Below are 22907 nucleotides of genomic sequence, written 5' to 3' on the forward strand. Positions count from 1 at the left end.
CTCCTAAGCTGTAACCCTATATACATCCATTACACTCTTTATTTTTTTAAATTTACGTATTAACTCTTTTAGTTCCTCTATATCTTTGATTTCAAGAGTTAAATTTATAAATACAACTTTATCTTTACTAGTCCTTGCATTTAAAGATAACAATCCTAAATTGGAGTCAGTTATCTTTTGTGTTATTTCAGCTAGTAGCCCTGCTCTATCTGATGCTTTAATTTGAATCTCTGCAGGATAAGATGCCTTTTTTTGAAAATCCCATTCAACTTCAATAAATCTTTCTGTATCATCAGACAAAGTAATATTTGGGCAATCTGTCCTGTGAATAGAAACTCCTCTACCTTTAGTTATGAATCCAACTACTTGATCTCCTGGTACTGGGTTACAACATTTTGAAAACCTTACCTTAATATTGTCTACTCCCTTTATGCTAATACCCTGAGTACCCTTGCTACCTTTCTTAGGTGAGGGTTGTTGAATTTTACTCTCCACATATGAATTTTCATCTGTGATTTTATTATAATCATTATATAGAATCTTCAATTTTGAAATAACCTGATTTAAGGTTATACTGCCATACCCAATAGATGCATATAGGTCATCGATTGAATTTATGCTAACTTTTGAAGCAATGGATTTAATCCATTCATCTTTTAAAAACTCTGATTGTTTGTACCCTAATCTTTTAACTTCTTTTTCTAGTGATTCTTTCCCACGAATAATATTGAAGTCTCTTTCCTTAAGCTTAAACCATTGTCTAATTTTAGTTTTTGCTTGAGTACTTTTTACAATTTTAATCCAATCTCTACTTGGCCCGTTACTATTTGTAGATGTGATGACTTCAACAATATTTCCATTTTTTAATTTATAATTCAAAGGTACAATTCTTCCATCTACTTTTGCACCAACACATTTATTCCCTACTTCTGTATGGACTCTATATGCAAAATCAATTGGAGTAGAGCCATCAGGCAAATTAATTACATCACCCTTGGGAGTGAATACAAATACTTCATCTGTAAAGAAATCTATTTTCAATGTATCCATAAAGTCCTTTGGATCATTTAAGTCTGATTGCCACTCCATTAATTGTCTCAACCAAGTTAATTTATCATCAAAACTATCTGATTTAGAAACATTTTCTTTATATTTCCAATGTGCTGCTATTCCATACTCTGCTGTTCTATGCATCTCCCATGTTCTAATCTGAACTTCAAATATTTCGCCCTTAATTCCAATGACAGTAGTATGGATGGACTGATACATATTAGGCTTTGGCATTGCAATATAGTCTTTAAACCTTCCAGGTAGAGGCTTCCATAAATTATGAACAATCCCTAGTACTTCATAGCAATCCTTAACATTATCTACTATAATTCTTATGGCTGTTAAATCAAAAATTTGTTCAAATGCTTTTCCCTGATGAACCATTTTCTTGTATATACTATAAAAGTTTTTGGGTCTTCCACTTATATCAAAATTTATATTAACTTCATCTAATTTTCTACTTAATGAATCTATAACATCCTTTACATATGCTTCTCTTTCCTGTCTTCGTTTTGATACTCTTTCTACTAAATCATAATAATTTGCTGGATCTAAATACCTTAATGATAAATCTTCTAGCTCCCATTTAATCTTTGAAATACCAAGTCTATGAGCGATTGGAGCATATATTTCTAAAGTTTCTAGTGCTTTTTCTTTTCTTTTTTCATCACTCATATATTCTAAAGTTCTCATATTATGAAGCCTATCAGCTAATTTTACAATAATAACTCTAATATCCTTAGCCATAGCCATTACCATTTTGCGTAAGTTTTCAGCTTGATTTTCTTGTTTTGTCTTATATTGCAATTTTTTCAATTTAGTTACACCATCTACTAAATCTGCTATTTCAATTCCAAATTCTTCAACTATTGTTTCATAACTTATTTCTGTATCTTCAATGACATCATGAAGAAGTGCAGCGACAATAGTAGCAGTATCCATATTCATATCCGCTAAAATCAAAGCTACATTGACAGGATGAACAAAGAATTTCTCGCCTGAATTTCTTACTTGCCCATCATGAGCTGATTGAGCAAAACTATATGCCTTTACAACAAGTTGTAAATCAGCTTCTGAATTATATTGTTCTATTCTGGATATTAAGTTTTCTAACATTGGATTCACCTTCTTCTAATAAAATGACATATGAAAATAAATTAATACTTATTACTTATAAATACCCATTAATTAATAATTGAAATTATTTAAGTAAATATTATACACTTTATTCTATACTGTATTATTTTTGTAGCCTATAGTTTTGGATAATTACTTGCAGAGTTGAATTTCCATTATATTCATTAATTGAAGGGAAATATAATATATCAATTTTTATATTATTATCTATGCCTTTATATAGATTTTCTAACTCTTTTTCTCCAATACATGTATTTATTGTTTCCTCAAAACTGATAATATCACCAAAATACAAACCTTCTATAACTTTCTTATTTTCATTCTCTAATATTAATTTTAAAACATTTCTATTTGCACCTAGTACAAAGCCACGTTTTATCTTCAATCCCTTTTCTCCAAATATAGGCTTACTATTTCCTTTACCATATGGCTCTAAAAGTTTTAATTCATCAATCAATTTAAAACTAATATATTCAATTGGAAGCTGCATGTCAATATATATTTTAGGTATTAGATCATCATCTGTTAGTTGTACACTATAGTTGAGTCTTTTTCTTAAATGATCAATATTTTCATAATTTAGTGATAATCCTGCAGCCATTGGATGTCCACCAAATCTTCCTAAAAGGTCTTTACATTTTGATAACTCTTCATACATATTATACCCTTCAATAGACCTACCGGAACCCTTAACTCCTTCTTTCCCATTTGTTAATATAACTGTTGGTCTAAAATATTTTTCCTTTATTCTTCCTGCTATAATACCAGCTATACTTTCATGTACTTCTGGTTCGTAGACAACTAATACTTTATCCTCTTTTAAAGTAGTGGTTTCAATAGTATTAATTATCTTGTTTACACCTTCATTAGTCATCTGTTTTCTCTCTGTATTTAATTCTCTAAGTTCCTTAGCCATAGAACTAGCTTTTATTACATCTTCAGATAGTAGCAAATCTAGGGCTCTTATTGCAGAGTCTAATCTTCCAGAAGCATTGATACTTGGTCCTATAACAAATCCAAGATGATATACACTAATAATCTTACCTTCAATTCCAGTTTCTTTAATTAAAGCTTGTAACCCAATATTATCTGTTTTATTTAAAAGTTCCAAACCCTTTTTTACAATAATCCTGTTTTCATCTACTAAATCTACCACATCACATACTGTAGCAATAGCTACATACTCTAATAATGAAAAAACAGATTCTTTTTCTAAATGAAAAATTGAATATAACTCTTGAATAAATTTAAAAGCAATAGCTGCCCCGCATAAACTTTTAAATGGATAATCACAATCATTTTGCTTTGGATTAATTACTGCATCAGCTCCAGTAGAAAGATAGATTCTTTCTCCTTTTGTAGTAGTCTCAAAAGGTACATCATGATGATCCGTAACTATTATAGTTAGTCCTAGCTCTTTCCCCCGCTTTACTTGCTCTATGGCTGCTATCCCATTATCACAGGTTATAATAGTATCTATCCCATCCCTCTTAGCAGCTTCAACTATCTCAATATTTATACCATACCCATCTAGTACTCTATCGGGTATAACATAATCAACTTCTCCACCACATTTTTTTATCCCAGTATATAAGGAATAAACTGAAATTACTCCATCTACATCAAAATCTCCTACTATTCTTATTCTTTTATTAGTCAATATCTTCTCTTTAATAATGTTTACGCCTTTTGTTAAATCTTTCATTAGATTTGGCTCATGTAATTTGTCTAAATCTGGATGAATAAAGCTGTCTATTAATCTATAATCAGTTATATCCCTATTAACTAATAGTTTGGATATAAATTCAGATATTTTATAATCCCTTGCAATCTTTTTATAATCAGCTACCTTGTTTTTTATAAACCATTTTTCCAATTTTCACACTCCAATAAAAATAAAATTTAGATACGCAAACAAGTATCTAAATTCTATCATTTTATTACATATAATTCTAGTTATTATTCTCTGATTTACATGATTCCTTACAGAATCAATGATTAGTATATAACTATTTATCTAGAAATATAAACAATTCAATATTTAATCAGTAGTTACTATTTTTCTACTCCTAAGTTTGTACCACAGTGGAGATGCTATAAATAATGTGGAGTAAACTCCAGCTATCATACCTATAATGAGAGGTAATGTCAATACCTTAACATCTTCTACACCTATTATATATAATACAAAAACAGCAATTAAAGTAGTCAATGAGGTATAGATAGTTCTAGTCATTGATTGCTTTAAACTGTTGTTTATTATATTTTCAATAGATTCTTTTGGGTACAATTTTATATTCTCTCTAATTCTATCAAAAATAACTATGGTATCATTAATTGAATAACCAAGTATAGTCAATATAGCAGCTATAAATGAACTATTTACAGGGATTCTAAATATTGAATATACAGCTAACATAATCAGCATATCATGTAATAAGGCTACTATTGCTGCTACTCCGAAATAGAATTCAAACCTAAATGTAATATATACCAACATTCCTAAGATTGCTAGGGCTATTGATATTATAGCTTTGTTTTTTATTTCCTTGCCCATAGATGGACCAACTATTTTAGATTGAAAATTATCTATACCTACATCATATTTTTCCATATACTTATTCATAATACTATTTACTTCATCATTGGAAAAATCTAAAGAACTTTTAATAATAATTTCTTCTTTATCAGAACCAACATGCACTATACTTGCATCTTTATCATATTCATCCATTATTTCTTTAGCTTCATCTACAGATATAAACTTTTCTAGATTAACTTGAATCAATGTTCCACCAACAAAGTCCATTCCATAATTAAAACCATTTATAAAGAACATTAAAAGCCCTGCAACTATAATAGCTAGAGAAAAAAACCAAAAAATCTTTCTATTTTTTATTACATCCATATCTTCACCCCTTCCTTAAACTCCATATATCTTGGTATTTTTACCGCCTGTAATTGATACAACCAATTTTAATAAGTATTTAGATATTATAACAGCGGTAAGCATTGAAGCTATTATACCAATGATTAATGTTACTCCAAATCCCTTAATAGGTCCAGTTCCAAGATAGTATAATATAACCCCTGCTATTATAGTGGTAATGTTCGAGTCAATTACTGAAGAAAGCGCTCTTTTAAATCCTGAATCTACGGCAGTTCTAATAGTTTTTCCTATTCTTATTTCTTCCTTAATTCTCTCAAATATAACTACATTTGCATCTACTGCCATACCAACAGATAAAATTAAACCTGCTATACCAGGAAGAGTCAGTTTTACTTCTAATAATATCATTACTAATATAGTTATCAAAGTATAAATAACTAGGCCAATTGAGGCAATAAAACCAGGAATCCTATATATTGCTATCATAAATATAAATATCAATAGAAGTGCAATAGCACCTGCTGTAATGCTTTTTTCATATGCTTCTAATCCTAATGTAGGCCCTATAACAGATGTCTGTAATTCTTTCATTTCAACAGGTAGAGCACCAGCTCTAATTAAAGTAGCCAATTGGCTTGCCTCTTCTAATGTAAAATTTCCTGTAATAATAGCCTTACCATCTGAAATTGCTACGCCACCTTCATCTACGCTTTGAATGGCAGGACTAGATATAATTTGATCGTCTAAAACTATATAGATAACCCTGTCTTCTATATTTGGTTCTAAAGTAAGTTTGCCAGTAACCTCTGCAAAATTTGCTGTCCCTTCTTTATCTAATTCTAAACTCACAGCTATATCCTGTTGTCCTAATTCATTATTATAGTACTGTACTTCTGAAGTGATTACATTTTTGCCAGTTAAAACTATATTCTCATTAGGATCAATAAATTGTAGTTGAGCAGTTTTTCCTATTAATTCAATTGCCTCTTGGGGATCATTTATACCAGCTAGTTCTACTCTAATTCTATCATTTCCCTCTATAGCAATATTTGGCTCTGACACTCCTAGACCGTCTACTCTCTCATTAATAATTGCCTTAGTCTGTTCCATAAGCCTTTGAAGTTCTACACCTTTAGCATCTGTCTGGGCTTCTAAAACCACATATATACCACCAGCTAAGTCTAATCCTAGATCAATAGCATCTTTAGCTCTTGTAATTTCATAGTTCCCAATCTTAAGGCCAAAAATAGCTAAAAATGTACTGCCTAGAACTATAGCTAGTATTACTGTAAAAATTACAATACTCTTAGTTTTCATCTTATCCCTCCATGTTTGCCAAGATAGAAATAGCACATTCAATTCTTTTCTTTTCCATTTCACATCCTAATCTATAAGGTTTTGTTATATCATTATGTGCATAATGAGAATTTGCATGACAACCACCACTACAATAAAATCTAGCCCAGCATACTCTACACTCTTCTTTATTGTAGACATTTGCATTCTTAAATTTATCTCTTAAACTTGTATTGTGTACTCCTTGGAACACATTGCCCATCTGGAATTCTTTTTCACCTACAAATTGATGGCAAGGATACAAGTCTCCTTCAGGCGTAACAGCCATATATTCTGATCCCGCTCCGCATCCAACGGCTCTTTTTATAATACAAGGTCCCTGGGATAAATCGATCATAAAATGAAAGAAGAAAAAATCCTTATCTTTTCTCTTAATATTAATATACTCTTTCGAGAACTTCTCATACTCTTCCAAAACTGATTGTAGATGTTCTTCCCTAAGAGCATATTCCATTTCCTCTGAGGTGACAACAGGTTCTATAGAAATCTTTTTAAAACCATTATTATAAAAATCTAAAGCATCCTTTGAAAAATCAATGTTTTTACTTGTAAAAGTACCTCTTATATAATAATCTTTATCTCCTCTTTTATCTACCATTTCCTTAAACTTAGGTAAGATTATATCATAGCTACCTTCTCCACTAATTGTTTTCCTCATATTATCATTGACTTCTTTTCTACCATCTAAACTAAGAACTACATTGTCCATATTTTCATTAATAAAATCAATCTTATCATCATCCAATAGTATTCCATTAGTTGTAATTGTAAATCTAAAATTCTTATTATACTCTTTTTCTAAAATCTTTCCATATGCAACTAAATCCTTCACTAGTTGAAAATTCATTAAAGGCTCTCCACCAAAAAAGTCCACTTCTAGGTTTCTCCTTGAGCCAGAATTTTTAGCAAGATACTCCAATGATTTTTTACCTACCTCTAAAGACATTAGTGACCTCTCACCTTTAAAATTGCCTTGAGAAGCAAAGCAATAATTACATTTAAGATTACAATCATGTGCCACATGAAGACACATGGCCTTCACAATATTTTCTTCGTTATACTTTATATTAGCTATGTCTATATTATCTGATAATAATAGTCCTTCATTAACTAAGGTTTCTATTTCACTATAAACATCTTCAACTGCCTTAATTCCATAAATACTTTTAAATATTTCTTTTATTTCTTCTAATGTTTTAGTCCCATAATAGTCCAAAATATCATATACAATTTTATCAACTACATGTACTGCACCAGAATTCACATCCAAAATAATATATCTATTATTTAAATAGAATTTATGCAGTGTTGTTGCCTTATCCATTATTGTTCCCCCTATTGCATTTTAATAAATTAAAAAGTAGTGGATAAACCACCACTCTTTAATTTGAAAAAGTTTATTTATTTTCGCATTTTTGATTTCCCACTGTACAGGATGTTTTACAGGCTGATTGACATGAAGTTTGACATTCACCACAGCCACCCTTAGCCATAGTATCTTTTAAATTTTTACCAGATAAGGTTTTTATGTATTTCATTTTACTCACTCCTTTATATATAATTGCTGTTTTTTATTATAACATAATTACATCTTAATATAAAGATTTATTTGCCCTTTATATTATATGTTTATCCCAATTATTCCACCTATAACACCTGTAATAAATGCTATGATTAATTTTGTAATGGAAAATAAATCTATAGAAAATGGATTTAAAATAACAATACTGAGTAAAATTAGAATTATATAATATAATATTCCAACTATACCCCCATTTACCCATCCCTTTTCTTTTATCTTTTTTCCTGCATAGATACTACCCGTTGTTATACTCACCATCATAATTATTGTATTTATTAATGGCATTTTACTTTCCTTAAGCGTTGAGTAAGTCAACAATAATGAAAATAATACTATTAATACTGATGTAATAATAAAGGCTAATAACAATCCTTTTAGCAAATAGAACCATTTATCATAACTCTTAATCTTCATAATACCCCCTCCTTCTCTTTAGTTAATTTTATTGAAGGAAAGTAATATTTATTACATAAAAAAGCTTCCTTTTTATTTAGGAAGCTTTTTTTATTATTCGTTTTCTTCTGTAGTATTAATTTCTTCGGTTTTACTATTTTTGGACTCATTTTTATTAACTACTGAACCTATTGACCATTTAGTCATATCTAATTTTGTCTTAGCTGCTCCAACTTCAATAGTTACCATATCCTCTTTTACTTTAATAATTTTACCCATGATCCCACCAATGGTAATTACTTCATCACCAACTCTTAAGCTATTTCTCATTTCTTTTACTTGTGTCTCTTTCTTCTTTTGAGGTCTAATTGCGAAAATATAAAAAATAACTAAGAAACCTATAGGTAATAAAAATCCTGACAATTGTTGTGGCATGTAAAATCCCTCCCTTTCTATTATCTATTATACAGTAAAATAAATATATTTCACCTAATTTTTTTCATTATATCCATATTTTTTGTAGAATTCATCTTTATATTCAAGAATTCTGTCTTCTTTAATAGCTTTCCTTATATTTTCCATTAACTTTACTAAAAAATATAAATTATGAATCGTGGCAAGCCTTGCTCCTAAAATTTCATCCACATTAAAAAGATGTCTAATATAAGCTCTAGAATAATTAGTACAGGCATAACAATCACATTCTGGATCTAACTTTTCAAAATCTCTTGTATATTTTGCATTTCTTATAACTATTTTACCTTGGGAAGTAAGTACAGTACCATTTCTTGCTATTCGTGTAGGCAATACACAATCAGCCATATCTATTCCATTGATAACAGCCTCAAAAAGATAATCAGGAGTACCAACACCCATCAAATATCTTGGCTTGTCTTTAGGCAAAAGAGGTGTAGTATAATCCAAAACCTCACACATTAATTCCTTAGGTTCTCCTACACTCAATCCTCCAATGGCATAACCTGGAAAGTCTAATTCTACTAAATCTTTTGCACTTTGCTCCCTAAGGTCTTTGTACATTCCTCCTTGCACTATGCCAAAGAGTCCTTGTTTATCCCAATTCTTATGATAATCTTTACATCTCTTAGCCCATCTTGTTGTCCTTTCCATCGAATGCTTAGCGTATTCATATGTAGATGGATACGGTGTACATTCATCAAAGCACATCATTATATCTGAACCTAATGAATTTTGTATTTCAATTGATTTCTCTGGGCTTATAAAGTGCTTTGATCCATCAATATGAGATCTAAACTCTACTCCTTCTTCTTTAATTTTTCTTAAATCTCCTAGGCTAAACACTTGAAAACCACCGCTATCTGTTAAAATTGGTCCATTCCAATTCATGAATTTATGTAATCCTCCTGCTTCTTCCACTAATTCATGCCCTGGTTTTAAATATAAATGATAAGTGTTGCTTAGGATAATCTGAGCTCCCAGTCCTTTTACTTCTTCTGGTGTCATAGCCTTAACAGTAGCTCTAGTACCTACAGGCATAAATATGGGCGTCTCAATCTCCCCATGAGGAGTAGTTATCTTTCCAAGTCTTGCTTTACAATCCTTAGCTTCTTTTAGTAATTCAAATCCTATTGCCATAATATTCCTCCATTATTTTATAAACATAGCATCGCCAAAACTGAAAAATCTATAGTTGTTTTCAATGGCTATTTTATATGCACTAAACATAGATTCTTTCGTACATAATGCAGATACCAGCATTAACAATGTCGATTCTGGTAAATGAAAATTTGTAATTAAATTATCTACTATTTTAAAGTCATAACCAGGATAAATGAATATATCAGTCCATCCTGAGCATCCTTTTAAAATTCCAGCTTCATCAGCCACAGTTTCTAATGTTCTAGTAGTTGTAGTACCTACTGAAATAATTCTTCCACCCTTAGCTTTTACACTATTTATTATTGAAGCTGCTTCCTCTGAAACCTCATAGTATTCTGAATGCATATGATGTTCCAAAATGTCCTCAACCTTGACAGGTCTAAATGTACCTAATCCAACATGAAGTGTTAAATATACAATATTAACACCCTTGTCCTTTATATCTCCTAATAGCTCTTTGCTAAAATGCAATCCTGCAGTTGGTGCAGCTGCAGAGCCATTATTCATTGAATAAACAGTCTGGTATCTTTCCTTATCTTCTAAAACTTCAGTTATATATGGAGGCAAAGGCATTTCCCCTAGTTTATCTAAGATCTCTTCGAAAATTCCTTGATAGTCAAACTTTATCATTCGAGTACCATCTTCACCTATATCTATTATTTCGCCCTTTAAGATTCCATTGCCAAATTCAATGAAATTCCCAATCCTAGCTTTCTTACCAGGCTTTACTAAAGTTTCCCATATATCGCCTTCAATCCGTTTTAAAAGTAAAAATTCAATACTTTCAGTCTTTCCTTCTCTATTACCAAATAATCTGGCAGGTATTACTCTTGTATCATTTAGTACTAAGCAATCTCCTTCCCTTAAATAATTAATAATATCTTTAAACTTTTTATGCTCTACTTCACCCGTTAATTTATCTAGAATTAATAATCTTGACTCTTCTCTTGTTTCTAGAGGGTGTTGAGCTATTAATTCAGAAGGTAAATCATAAAAAAAATCTTTTGTTTTCATTACATCATCCTTCACTCTTTTGATTATTGTCCATATTAAAATATATCTATACCTGTATAATAATGTTTTAAAATCTCCTCAAAGGAGTATCCTAATTCAGCCATTTTTTTGGCTCCATACTGACTCATTCCTACACCATGCCCATATCCTTTACCTTCAATTATTATTTCTGAATTGGATACTGGATATAATCCTCCTATACTTGTTACTCTATCATTGCCAAGTGCTCTAGAGACTGTACTTCTAGTTACAGTCTTCTTTTCTGTACTATCTAGTATAAAAACCTTACTTAGATTAATGGTTTTTGGTTTCAATGTATTTCCATCTATAACATAAGTCTGTTTGTTTGTTGTACTAGTACCAGTACTGGCATTTATTATATTAAACCATTCACTCTTAAGGCTAGTAGTACCGACAATGATTCTAAATTTTGTAGCTGTTATAATATGTTCACCATTTGTTCCGATTATTTTTAGTTTATCAACTTTACCTGTGGCAGTGGTATTTATTGCTTCTATACCTATTAGTTCTCCTAAATCTATTCCAGATGCAATCAATTTATTGTTGAGTTCTAATAAATTTATACTTAGACTCCATTTGCTATAAGGAGCCTCCGTAGAGAAATCATCTTCTACAGATTTTAAATATGGTAAATCTCCACCCCAAATGTTGGCACTATCTTCAGTATAGCCACTACTAGTTGAATGGTATTGTGCATCAATTAATATTCCATTATAGTATGCAAAAATACCTTTGGTTTCGTCTACAGCCAAATTTGTAGTAGGCTTTTCACCATCAACACCTGAATATACCTGACAATGAGTCGTATCACATAAGTTATATCCATCAGAAGAATGTTTGTTAATATTGTAAATTGCGTATGTTCTTGACGCGACCGCTTGTGCTTTTAAGGCTTCTATATGAAAAGTAGAAGGCATTTCCCTTGGAACCAATCCATATAAATAGTTTTCAAGAGTAACTTGATTAATAACTATTATTTCATTATTCTTATTTATTAATCTAATAAAATCTCTATATCTATCTTTTTCAATCTTAATCATTGGATTATCAATATTATTAGATCCAATAGTAATACTACCATCCATTGGTATAGTAAAAATAATATTATTGTTGGAATCTGATAAGTTTATTTCACTATTTTCATTTAATATAGCTATTAATGTAGTATCATGTATTGTTTGGTAGATAGTATTTATATCATTATTATTATATATAATAAATCCACTATCACTTCCCATATTTATTATTTCCTTTTGCACTAGAGGTCTTGTTAACTTTATATTCAAATATTCAATACCACTTCCATCTGCATAAGACTTATGATTTAAGAATATGGTAATTATCAAAGAGCATATTATAATTGAAAAAAATACTTTCTTCATAAATTATCTCCCTCCACAGTCTATTTACTTATCTTCAGTATAAGGAATTCCAAAATGATCATATGCCTTTTTAGATACCATTCTTCCCCTAGGAGTTCTATTTAAAAAACCGATTTGTAAAAGATATGGTTCATATACATCTTCAATTGTACCCCTTTCCTCTCCTGTAGCAGCTGACAATGTATCTACTCCAACAGGCCCACCGTTAAAATTTTCTATTAAAGTAAGTATTAATTTTCTGTCTACGCTATCTAGACCAAGTTCATCAATTTCAAGAATTTCTAGGCCTTTTTTAGCTACCTCCCAAGTTATTATGCCTTGTTCTACCACTTGTGCATAATCTCTAACTCTCTTTAAAAGTCTATTAGCTATTCTAGGAGTACCTCTAGATCTTCTAGCAATCTCTAAGGCTCCTTCCTTCTCAATTTCAATTTCCAGTATAGATGCAGATCTTGTGATAATTTTTCTTAAGCTTTGAATATCATATAGCTCCAAGTTCAACATAACGCCAAACCTGTCTCTAAGTGGTGATGTAAGTAAACCTGCCCTTGTGGTGGCACCAATTAATGTAAATTTAGATAAATCTAATCTTACAGATCTTGCAGATGGTCCTTTCCCAATAATTATATCAAGAGCAAAGTCTTCCATGGCAGGATATAATATCTCCTCAACAGTCCTATTAATACGATGTATTTCGTCAATAAATAAAACATCCTCATCGCCCAGATTAGTTAAAATACTAGCTAAATCACCTGCTCTTTCTATAGCAGGTCCTGAAGTTACTCTAATATTAACTCCCATTTCATTCGCAATAATATTAGCTAAAGTTGTTTTTCCAAGACCAGGTGGCCCATATAGTAATACATGATCTAATGATTCATTTCTTCCCTTTGCGGCTTGAATAAAAATATTTAACTTTTCTTTCACTTTATCTTGACCAATATACTCAGATATCCATTTAGGTCTTAAAGATAATTCACTTTCTATATCCTCATTCTGTAAATCCCCAGCAATTATTCTATCATTTATTTCATCCAATTAATAACACCTTCTTAATGTTTTGATAATTTCTTTAATGCTTCTCTTATAATATCTTCAATTTTTAACTTTGATAAATCCAAGTTCTTTATTGCTTTTTCTACTTCAATTCTAGTATATCCTAAAGACATCAAACCATTAATTGCTTCAATATACTCATTAGGGTTGATATCATCAATACAATCTTCCTCTATATTCACATCAATATCTATCCTATCCTTAAGCTCAAGTATGAGTCTTTCTGCTGTCTTTTTGCCTATACCAGGAGCTTTACTTAAGCTATCAATATCTCTCGTTAATATGGCTAGTTTTATTTGATTTGGAGTAAGAGTAGACAATATACCTAGAGCAACCTTTGGTCCAACTTTAGATACCAATTGAAGCAATTTAAACATATCTATTTCCTCTTCCGATACAAATCCATAAAGGAATAATCCATCTTCCCTTACATTTAGATTTACATATATGAGTACACCCTTCATTCCAAGCTCTAACTTAACTATTGAATTAGTAGATGTAAATATCTTATATCCTATTCCATTATTTTGTAATACTATATAATCATCTCTAATGGTCATAATATCGCCTATAATAAATTCAAACACTTAATTCACCCTTTATATTCTTATTTCATCTTAAATTGTTCCTTAAACTTAATTGAACTCCCATGACATATAGCCACAGCTAAAGCATCTGCTACATCATCTGGCTTAGGCTTTTCTTTTAAATTCAGAAGTACTTTTACCATCTCTTGAACTTGATTTTTATCTGCTCTTCCATATCCTACTACAGCTTGCTTTATTTGTAGAGGTGTATATTCATATATTTCCAAACCTTGATTGATAGCTGCTAGAATTTCAACTCCTCTAGCCTGTCCAACTTTTATAGCTGTTTTTACATTTTTATTGAAAAATAATTCCTCTATTGCCAAATCGTTAGGTTTATACTTTTCAATAATATCAATTAATCTATCATAGATAATTTTTATTCTATCAGGAAAAAAAAGTTCTGCATCTGTTCTTATACATCCATAATCTATTGCCTTAAATTTATTTCCATTGCATTCAATAATACTATATCCTACAATAGCAATTCCAGGATCGATCCCAAGAATAATCATTCTATTCTCCTTTCTCTTATTATATATCCTATTGTATCATATTTCCACAAAAAAACTTAGTTAGATTTTCTAACTAAGTTAACTAATAAAATTCTCAAGAATTTCAGACAATTCTTCTTCACTATCTACAACTATACCCTCTTTTATCTTTTGCTGATCTATTTCCATTAATAGGGAGATAGGATAATCTTCAAATACCTTGTCTAATACCCTTTCCCCATTTTCATTTATACTAAATATAGCTATAATACCATTATATTCTCCTACAATATAGTGATTTGGACATAAGTGATTTTTAGTAATTGCTAAAGTTACTTTGCTACTTGAAAACGAAATGAGTTTTTCACTAGGATTACTATTTTCTAGATATTGAGTAAATTCACTTCTACTCATATTGACTAATTCATTTTCTATTAAATCAACTTCTGAAACTATATGGTTACATGTAGCATAATGAATTCTTTTTTCTATAAATGTATTAGGGGTTAGTTTTGTATCCTCCTTTAATATTTCAAGATCTGAGCTATCATAAATGTCCATTTCTTCTGTATCTAATTGACTAATGTTATTATTGGGATTTAATTTTCTACCCATTAACTGATAGCCTAGTATGAAACTTATTAAAAATAGCGTCAATGAGAAAAAGAAAACAGGCACAATTTTATCTCTATTCATAAATATCCCTCCAGATTACTATCTAGAGGGATATTATATCCATATTATAAACTTTTATACTTTATTTAGTAACTTCTCCAATTTTAAAACCTGCATATTGTATTTTTTCAACTAATTCTTCTACATCATCTGAATCAACTCTAAGTATGACCCTTATTATATCTAGTACTTTAGAATCAACAATTGTTAAATTTAATATATTTATATCTTCTTTTCTAATAACTTCAGTTAATCGCGCTAGTTGACCTGGTAAATCGAACATATTGATAACAATTCGAGTCCCATTGTTTATTCCAAATACTTCAGAAAACGCACTAAATATTGAATTATGAGTTAATATTCCTACAAATTTGCTGCGGTTATCAAAAACAGCTAAAAATGGTGTCCTAAGTTGTTTTAATAAATATGAAGCTTTCTCAATATTTTCATTATCTAGTATAGATTCGTAATTATCATTATATATCTCTCTAACTGTAGTTTTTTTCAGATAATCATCTTTATCCTTTTTTTCCGATTCAAAATAATGTCTATATATTGCTTCTTTCATAATAAAGCCTTTAAACTTATCCCCTTCAATTACTGGTAAAGATAAAAAATCTCCCTGATTAATTTTTTCAAGAACAGAACCAACAGATTCTTCTAGTTCTACTGTAGTTAAGTCTTCTTTCGGCAACATATGATTTCTAATAAACATACAAACTCCCCCTTTTATTATTATCTATATCTCTTTAATACTCTATCATTTAGTCCATACCAATAGGCTTCCTTATAGAGTTTAAAACCATCTTTAATTACAACTTTAACTACTTCAGTATAAATATTATATAGTTCATTTAAAGTTAAAATACTATCATCTTCTTTTATATTGGAGTCATAGTCCACAGTAAGTTGTTTGTCCAAAAATTTATTTAAACTCAAAACCTTTCCTTTAAGAATCTTATCACAGTAATTTTCAATAATATTATATAAAAATTGATTTTGATCCTCATTTATGGCTATATCTTCACATACTAAAGCTTTGATATCCTCTACTTGCTTTATGTTTTTTTCAAAATGATATAAATACTTTCTTTTATATAACTGGTCAAAATTTATATTCTTTAAAGTTAATTTCTCTAAGATATTTACCCAATAATTATTATAATAACCATGTCTGTATCCTTCTAAATAGATAAAAAGTTCTAATCGATTAATATCCTCATGTATTAATTGCCCAAGATTCATAGATATAAGATTGTTTCCTTTTCTGTTTTTTAAAAATTTACTTATATGTTTTTTCAGGTGGTAAATTGAAAGGTATTTAGGAAATATATTAGTTATATTTTCTTCTATATCATATAGGTTAAGGAGAATATGTATGCAATTGATATCATTTTTATATAAAAATTTATGTATTAATCCATCATAGATACTACACATATGATTATTTGCTAATGCCATATCAATACCTCCTTTTTACCAATTGTTGACAATCAGTAGATAAGTTAAACATTGTCAAAATATTTTTAAGGACAATATAAACTATTATACTACATTTTTCTGCATATTTGTTTAATAAAATATAATAATTTCTATTAATAGTAATAATTTAATAAAAATTATTTATTTATTATGGTCTAAAGGTTAGCATTTCAACAATTTCATCATAAGAACTATTACTTGTAATTTTGTATTTAGCAGAAATTATTTTTCCCTGTAGTTTTTTATTTTTAACAAAAGAAATAAAATCATCTTTATCTTCTATCAAACCTGCATCATAAAGTTTAGTAGCAACATTTGTCAAAGTCAAGCCACTTTCTATTGTTATCTCTATTTCTTCAGTTTTTTCTTCTAATTCAGTTTCCTCTTCTAAATTTGCTTCGCTACCTGTTTGATCTAATGTTTCCTCTTTATCAATTGCTGCTTCAAAATTTTCTGTTTTTATACTTTCCTTTAAGTTAACCATTCCTAATTCTCTTGCTCTTTCAATTATAATTTCATCCTCTAACTCTATATAACTTATCTGAGGATACAAAGAGTATAAAGTACTTGTAATAATGATACCTATTCCCATTCCTAATATTAAATAAGTTATTTTTGTTTTCTTTAGCATAATTCATAATCTCCTTATATAGTGTTTTTTCACAAATTTTTCTTATATATAGTAAAAATTTATATTAATTATACCATGTTCTTCATCAACAGAATATGAATAACCTTCTAATTTAACCAATTCATAATTTCTATAGGCAATACCTTCAATTATCTCTTTAATATCTATACTATTTGTTTCATAATCTTTTATTTTTACTTCAAATATAGTTTCTTTACTAAGAAGAGTTTTCTCTATCCTTTCTTCTAACTCAATTTTCCCAGATACAATTAAATTATTATAGACAAAGTAATTAAATTTACTACCATCTGCTATTGGGTACTTTTCTCTATTCCATGTATGTGATATTGACATTGCATTATCATCTAAATTTAAATAATTATATGTGATTATATCAACTCCATCTTTGCCTATTGGATCATTCCAAGTTGGATCTATATGATAATATTCATTTTCTATTTTCACTAAATTCCATGCATGGTTAGTTCCCTTAGATTTTCCGACTACAAGTATTGATTCAATACCTACACCATCTAACAGATATTTCATGGCTTTAGCATATCCTTCACATACTCCTAACCCTAATGATAATATACCATAGCTAGTATATGATTCTGCTGGTACAACTCCTGTATCTAACAATCTTTCATCATATTTACTAGTTTTGATTATATAATCATGTATAGCAAGAATTTTTTCATAATCAGACATCTCCGGAAATATATTGTTTGCAATAAAGTTTTCCTTGATTTTTCTTATTTCTCCTTGGTGAATGTTAATAACTTCACTTGATTTTGAATAAAGCAATTTTAATTTACCAAAACTATATTCTGCACCTTTATAATACATAACTTCAGGATTTTTATTAGTTATATCATCTAAAATGTTGAAAATTTCCTCAGGTTTTTTCAATATAGACAAATCATTTACACTAATTTCTGTCTTCCCTTCCAACAAACCTTTTTCTAACTTTTTAAATATTTTAGAGTTATTTACTACAGAATTTACTTTAATGCTCTCAAGAGGTGTGCTTAAAGCATCTTGAATAGAATTGCTATATGTATTGTTTTTTAAGATAAAATATAGAAATATACCTAATATAATAAGAATTTCAATTATAATAATTTTTACCATTTTTTTTGCCATATTCACTACCCCTCCTTTACTTACTTATTAGTATATAACAAAAATAAAAATACTCCAAACTAATAATTATCTTAAAGTAAAAATAAACCTTATGGACTAAAAGGCCATAAGGTTTATGGGAAAACAATAATACTATTAAAATTCAAAGGCAAAATGACCATTAATCTCTTCAGAATAAATTGCTATAGTATCTAAAATAAAATAAGAAATCTTTAGATTTAGGGATAGAGCAAAATTTAAATCATTTGTAAACCCTGTTTTCATAGAATATTCATCTACTACATTTTCGATATACTCTTTTATCTTGTTTTTTAATTCTTTAACATTTATATCATATATATCTAAATCATTGAAACTGATTACATTCTTATTAAAGTCATGTGTAACAACGAAATCATTTAATTCTGATTCATATTTAATATGTTTAATCATACTATCATAGAATGTCCATCTATTTGCATGAGGTAAACACATATAATCACTTAAATAATGAGATATTATTCCAATCCTTTTACTCAATATCTTCATTGTTAGGGGATCAATGTTTTTATTTAAATCCAATCTTCTACTTAGAAAAATTATTTTCATGATTTCTTTTGCAATGTAATTCAAACTTTCTTCCTTATAATGTCTTACAATCTTAAATTGAGGTAATATATCAGGGCATATTGAACCCCACAACAACCTATCTTTGTCTAATTTTAACCCATATATATCAAATATACCATCATAAATTTCTGATGCAATAATCTTATGCGAATCCGAAAATATTTGAAACACCCCTTTGTTTTTATAATTCGGTACTACTTGATAATACAGCAATTTCAATATTATGTCAACACATAATATCTTCCAAAATCCTTAATAATCTAATTATCATTAGTACTAGTAACTAAATTTATCAGCTAAATAATTATTATATAATTCATAATCATAATCACTGAAAAGAACGAATATTATCTTTAATACATAATCTTCAATATTAATAAAGTCCATAACCCCACTAATTGCAATTCTCATTGCATCTTCTTTTGGGTAATTATACGCACCTGTTGAAATAGAAGGGAATGCAATTGATTTAATATTGTATTCTTTTGCTAATAACAATGAATTATAATAAGCATTATATAAAAGAATGTCTTCTCCTGATTTTCCATCCTTATATATGGGCCCTACGGTGTGTATAACATAATTACTTGGAAGGTTTCCTGCTGTTGTAATTCTTGACTCTCCAGTTGGACATCCTCCAATCCTTTTACACTGTTCTAATATGATTTTCCCTCCAGCTTTGTGTATTGCTCCATCAACACCTCCACCGCCAAGTAATGTATTATTAGCAGCATTTACTATTGATTCTACTTCAAGCTCTACAATATCACCCTTTAATACATTAATTGTAGTATCCTTATATCTAAACATAGTCATCCTCCCTATTGGTACAAACAATCAAATTTTAGCAGCTTAAGACTTAATCTAATACACTACTTATACTAGACCATACATCAGCTGTTTCAAAGCCTTTTCTCCATGAAGCTATTCCAGCTAACCCATATTTATGAACTAATGATGTTTTCATTTCTAAAGATTTAGCGTCCTCCAACCATATCTTATAAAGAGTATCACCTTTTTCTATTTGACCGTAATATTGCAGTGACTCCTCTTCCCATACTAAATTAATTTCATTTTCAAATATAAACTTATTTGCAGTTTCCATAGATAATGCTTGTGATGCTACCTTACCATCCTTCTCTAACCACAATCGTGTATAAAACGGCACACCTAATACTAATTTTTCATTAGGGATATATTTTAATACTCCTTGTATACTTTTTTCTACCCAAGAATACTGTGCAACTGAGCCTGCCGTAGGACTGCTTGCCCAGTGCTGATCGTAAGCCATTAACATCATATAATCTACAGCTTTTGAAAGCCGTGCTCTATCATAGGATAAAGACCAGTTCTCTGAAGTAGACATCCCTGTAACATCCATGGACACGGTCATTCCAGCTTCTTTAAATATAGGATACAATTCTCTTACAAATTGTGTAAGTAAATCCTTTGTCTTTAAGTGTACATTTTCAAAATCAATATTAATTCCTTGAAATCCGTATTGATTATAGATTTTAAGTATATCAATTATTAATTTTTCACGAGCACTACTTTTTTCTAACAATTCATGAGTTAGGTCAGGATCGAAATCATTGTTAATCAGAGGCCAAATCTCATAGCCAATATCTTTATACTTTTTTACATATTCTGCATTTCCTTTATCAAGAATGTTTCCTTCAATATCAACTATTGAAAACCATGTTGGAGAAATAACATTTATACCTGGGATTTCTCTTATACCATCAGTGTTTTGTACTTTTCTATAGGTATAATCCCAAGTTAAATTTAGTTTTTTTTTATTAACATTCATAGATATATCTTCTTTAGGCATTTCCACCTTGAATAGATCTTTAGTATGATTTATCTTTAAATATTTCTTCTCAATAAATCCAGGTATTCCATCTATTGTTCGCACCTTATACCAAAATTCATATTCTGCATATATATTTAAACTGCTTCCTATTGGTAAATTATTAGTTAAAATAGGAGATTTAATATTTAAGTCTGTTCTAATAGCAGCCCCTTCAGTAATTATCTCGCCTTTTAAGTAGTATATATCGTTAAAGTCTAAAACTACAGCATTGGTTTCCTCAAAAAAATCAATATTTAAATCATAATTAGTTAATATCAAATCTAGAGGGACATATAATTTATTATTAAATATCTTTATGGAATTAGTAATAAAATATTCTTTATTATTAATACTAGCCACACTATTATCTACCTTATACCTTGTAACCTCTTCACTATTTGTAATGATAAGAGTTTCTTCTAAATTATCATAAAATATGTCATTATCTATAAAGTATTCTATTGTTGGTAGTGAAAAAAACAATATATCATTATTAAATAATACTGCATCTTCATCTTCAACTTCTTGTTCTTCAACTATCAAATATAAGTCATCTGAATATGCTATTACTTCTTGACTAGGTGTTATTGACATTTTATAGTATATATAGCCTCCTAAGCCTCCAGCTATTATCACCATTAATAATATTGCTATGATAAATTTTCTCATATAATCCCTCCATTTTTATCAATTAGAAACTTGTCCTAGTAAATAGTATAATAGAAAGTCAAGATTAATACAAATGTAATAAATGTTAGACCAGTTTTAATTAATAGCTTAATAAAAAATATAAAAAAACTTGCATTTTTAATGCAAGTTTTTACTGGCGTACCCTGAGGGAGTCGAACCCCCGACCTTCTGGTTCGTAGCCAGACACTCTATCCAGCTGAGCTAAGGGTACATATATGGAGCGGGTGAAGGGGATCGAACCCTCGCAACCAGCTTGGAAGGCTGGGGCTCTACCACTGAGCTACACCCGCATAATCGATAACAAATTTAGATATCATAATTTAAAAAAATGAAGAATATATACTCTTCATAAGAAATTCTGGAGCGGAAGACGAGATTCGAACTCGCGACCCTCGCCTTGGCAAGGCGATGCTCTACCACTGAGCCACTTCCGCATATTTTTATGTATGTTTTCGGGAGTACATATTTGGTGGAGGAGACTGGATTCGAACCAGTGAAAGCTTAGCTAACGGATTTACAGTCCGTCCCCTTTAGCCACTTGGGTACTCCTCCTTAAAGAAGGCTTATTCATCCTACTGGACTACTAATTTGAATTCAGCAGATAAATAAAATATGGAGCCGGCAAGAGGACTTGAACCCCCGACCTACTGATTACAAGTCAGTTGCTCTACCAACTGAGCTACGCCGGCATATAATATTTTAAACTAGGTTTAATTGGCGACCTGGAAGGGACTCGAACCCTCGACCTCCAGCGTGACAGGCTGGCATTCTAACCAACTGAACTACCAGGCCGCGTAATTTTAGCAGTTCTCTATGAGAATCATGCTTTATACATTGTTTAAATGGTGGGAACAACAGGGCTCGAACCTGTGACCCCCTGCTTGTAAGGCAGGTGCTCTCCCAACTGAGCTATGCTCCCAAATAAGTAATAATTGGTGACCCCACCGGGATTCGAACCCGGGTTACCGCCGTGAAAGGGCGATGTCTTAACCGCTTGACCATGGGGCCTTATTTAATTTATATGTATCTTGTGTTGATTGGTAGCGGCGAACGGATTTGAACCGCTGACTCTCCGGGTATGAACCGAATGCTCTAGCCAACTGAGCTACGCCGCCATAAATTTTGCTTGCACCCCTCCGGGCACTACTGAATCAGTGTCTTCGCCTTTGCTTCGACAGAAATTATGGTTGCGGGAGCAGGATTTGAACCTACGACCTCCGGG

At 30.1% G+C, this 22907-nt stretch carries 22 protein-coding genes and 9 tRNA genes; all 31 read right to left on the bottom strand.

All coding sequences use genetic code 11. The features are described 5' to 3' along the window. Positions 1–3: 3 nt before the first annotated feature. The 31 genes from RIN63_RS07430 to RIN63_RS07580 all read right to left on the bottom strand — a co-directional run bounded on the left by RIN63_RS07430 (position 4) and on the right by RIN63_RS07580 (position 22800). Entirely contained in the window at positions 4–2166 is a 2163-nt protein-coding gene (locus tag RIN63_RS07430) for a bifunctional (p)ppGpp synthetase/guanosine-3',5'-bis(diphosphate) 3'-pyrophosphohydrolase (protein WP_310444076.1), read from the bottom strand. Positions 2167–2290: 124 nt separating this feature from the next. Further along, positions 2291–4063, bottom strand: a complete 1773-nt coding sequence (gene recJ, locus RIN63_RS07435; RefSeq protein WP_310444077.1) for a single-stranded-DNA-specific exonuclease RecJ — start codon at positions 4061–4063, stop codon at positions 2291–2293. A 165-nt stretch (positions 4064–4228) separates the two neighbouring features. Next, positions 4229–5095, bottom strand: coding sequence for a protein translocase subunit SecF (gene secF / locus RIN63_RS07440; protein ID WP_310444078.1), 867 nt, complete (start codon positions 5093–5095; stop codon positions 4229–4231). 15 nt (positions 5096–5110) lie between these two features. Then, positions 5111–6394, bottom strand: a complete 1284-nt coding sequence (gene secD / locus RIN63_RS07445) for a protein translocase subunit SecD (RefSeq protein WP_310444079.1) — start codon at positions 6392–6394, stop codon at positions 5111–5113. A 1-nt stretch (position 6395) separates the two neighbouring features. Further along, on the bottom strand, positions 6396–7757 hold the full coding sequence (gene scfB / locus RIN63_RS07450; protein ID WP_310444080.1) for a thioether cross-link-forming SCIFF peptide maturase: 1362 nt from the start codon (positions 7755–7757) through the stop codon (positions 6396–6398). A 73-nt stretch (positions 7758–7830) separates the two neighbouring features. Then, positions 7831–7971, bottom strand: coding sequence for a six-cysteine ranthipeptide SCIFF (gene scfA / locus RIN63_RS07455; RefSeq protein ID WP_310444081.1), 141 nt, complete (start codon positions 7969–7971; stop codon positions 7831–7833). 83 nt (positions 7972–8054) lie between these two features. After that, positions 8055–8429, bottom strand: coding sequence for a TIGR04086 family membrane protein (locus RIN63_RS07460; RefSeq protein ID WP_310444082.1), 375 nt, complete (start codon positions 8427–8429; stop codon positions 8055–8057). A gap of 93 nt (positions 8430–8522) precedes the next feature. Next, entirely contained in the window at positions 8523–8843 is a 321-nt protein-coding gene (gene yajC / locus RIN63_RS07465) for a preprotein translocase subunit YajC (protein ID WP_310444083.1), read from the bottom strand. 54 nt (positions 8844–8897) lie between these two features. Continuing rightward, positions 8898–10022, bottom strand: coding sequence for a tRNA guanosine(34) transglycosylase Tgt (tgt, locus tag RIN63_RS07470; RefSeq protein ID WP_310444084.1), 1125 nt, complete (start codon positions 10020–10022; stop codon positions 8898–8900). A 12-nt stretch (positions 10023–10034) separates the two neighbouring features. Beyond that, complete coding sequence (queA, locus tag RIN63_RS07475; protein ID WP_310444085.1) at positions 10035–11060, bottom strand: tRNA preQ1(34) S-adenosylmethionine ribosyltransferase-isomerase QueA; 1026 nt, start codon at positions 11058–11060, stop codon at positions 10035–10037. 35 nt (positions 11061–11095) lie between these two features. Beyond that, positions 11096–12463, bottom strand: a complete 1368-nt coding sequence (locus RIN63_RS07480) for a SpoIID/LytB domain-containing protein (protein ID WP_310444086.1) — start codon at positions 12461–12463, stop codon at positions 11096–11098. A gap of 24 nt (positions 12464–12487) precedes the next feature. Beyond that, positions 12488–13501, bottom strand: a complete 1014-nt coding sequence (ruvB, locus tag RIN63_RS07485) for a Holliday junction branch migration DNA helicase RuvB (protein WP_310444087.1) — start codon at positions 13499–13501, stop codon at positions 12488–12490. A 14-nt stretch (positions 13502–13515) separates the two neighbouring features. After that, a complete protein-coding gene (ruvA, locus tag RIN63_RS07490) occupies positions 13516–14106 on the bottom strand; it encodes a Holliday junction branch migration protein RuvA (protein WP_310444088.1) in 591 nt (196 codons plus the stop codon). A gap of 20 nt (positions 14107–14126) precedes the next feature. Beyond that, positions 14127–14621: a crossover junction endodeoxyribonuclease RuvC gene (gene ruvC, locus RIN63_RS07495; protein ID WP_310444089.1), complete on the bottom strand. Its 495-nt coding sequence runs from the start codon at positions 14619–14621 to the stop codon at positions 14127–14129. Positions 14622–14699: 78 nt separating this feature from the next. After that, positions 14700–15296, bottom strand: coding sequence for a BofC C-terminal domain-containing protein (locus RIN63_RS07500; RefSeq protein ID WP_310444090.1), 597 nt, complete (start codon positions 15294–15296; stop codon positions 14700–14702). A gap of 61 nt (positions 15297–15357) precedes the next feature. After that, the gene (locus RIN63_RS07505) at positions 15358–15990 is read right to left on the bottom strand and encodes a CBS domain-containing protein (protein WP_310444091.1); all 633 of its coding nucleotides are present in this window, start codon (positions 15988–15990) and stop codon (positions 15358–15360) included. Between the two features lie 20 nt (positions 15991–16010). Further along, a complete protein-coding gene (locus RIN63_RS07510; protein WP_310444092.1) occupies positions 16011–16736 on the bottom strand; it encodes a hypothetical protein in 726 nt (241 codons plus the stop codon). Positions 16737–16905: 169 nt separating this feature from the next. Next, positions 16906–17388: a hypothetical protein gene (locus RIN63_RS07515; RefSeq protein WP_310444093.1), complete on the bottom strand. Its 483-nt coding sequence runs from the start codon at positions 17386–17388 to the stop codon at positions 16906–16908. Between the two features lie 42 nt (positions 17389–17430). Further along, positions 17431–18534: a transglutaminase domain-containing protein gene (locus RIN63_RS07520; protein ID WP_310444094.1), complete on the bottom strand. Its 1104-nt coding sequence runs from the start codon at positions 18532–18534 to the stop codon at positions 17431–17433. Between the two features lie 135 nt (positions 18535–18669). Then, positions 18670–19362: a zinc dependent phospholipase C family protein gene (locus RIN63_RS07525; protein WP_310444095.1), complete on the bottom strand. Its 693-nt coding sequence runs from the start codon at positions 19360–19362 to the stop codon at positions 18670–18672. A gap of 57 nt (positions 19363–19419) precedes the next feature. Next, positions 19420–19953, bottom strand: coding sequence for an O-acetyl-ADP-ribose deacetylase (locus RIN63_RS07530; RefSeq protein WP_310444096.1), 534 nt, complete (start codon positions 19951–19953; stop codon positions 19420–19422). A 49-nt stretch (positions 19954–20002) separates the two neighbouring features. Next, the gene (locus RIN63_RS07535; RefSeq protein WP_310444097.1) at positions 20003–21664 is read right to left on the bottom strand and encodes a glycosyl hydrolase family 18 protein; all 1662 of its coding nucleotides are present in this window, start codon (positions 21662–21664) and stop codon (positions 20003–20005) included. A 155-nt stretch (positions 21665–21819) separates the two neighbouring features. Beyond that, positions 21820–21896, bottom strand: a tRNA-Arg gene (locus RIN63_RS07540). 5 nt (positions 21897–21901) lie between these two features. Next, a tRNA-Gly gene (locus RIN63_RS07545) sits at positions 21902–21975 on the bottom strand. Between the two features lie 69 nt (positions 21976–22044). After that, positions 22045–22119: transfer RNA gene (locus RIN63_RS07550), tRNA-Gly, on the bottom strand. Between the two features lie 33 nt (positions 22120–22152). Continuing rightward, positions 22153–22237 (bottom strand) — tRNA-Tyr (locus tag RIN63_RS07555). 61 nt (positions 22238–22298) lie between these two features. After that, a tRNA-Thr gene (locus RIN63_RS07560) sits at positions 22299–22374 on the bottom strand. A 26-nt stretch (positions 22375–22400) separates the two neighbouring features. Beyond that, a tRNA-Asp gene (locus RIN63_RS07565) sits at positions 22401–22477 on the bottom strand. Between the two features lie 51 nt (positions 22478–22528). Then, positions 22529–22604 (bottom strand) — tRNA-Val (locus RIN63_RS07570). 14 nt (positions 22605–22618) lie between these two features. Then, positions 22619–22693 (bottom strand) — tRNA-Glu (locus RIN63_RS07575). A gap of 30 nt (positions 22694–22723) precedes the next feature. Further along, a tRNA-Met gene (locus RIN63_RS07580) sits at positions 22724–22800 on the bottom strand. Positions 22801–22907 lie beyond the last annotated feature (107 nt).

Origin of the sequence: Tissierella sp. (assembly GCF_031460495.1) — a bacterium.
Lineage (GTDB): Bacteria > Bacillota > Clostridia > Tissierellales > Tissierellaceae > JAVKTS01.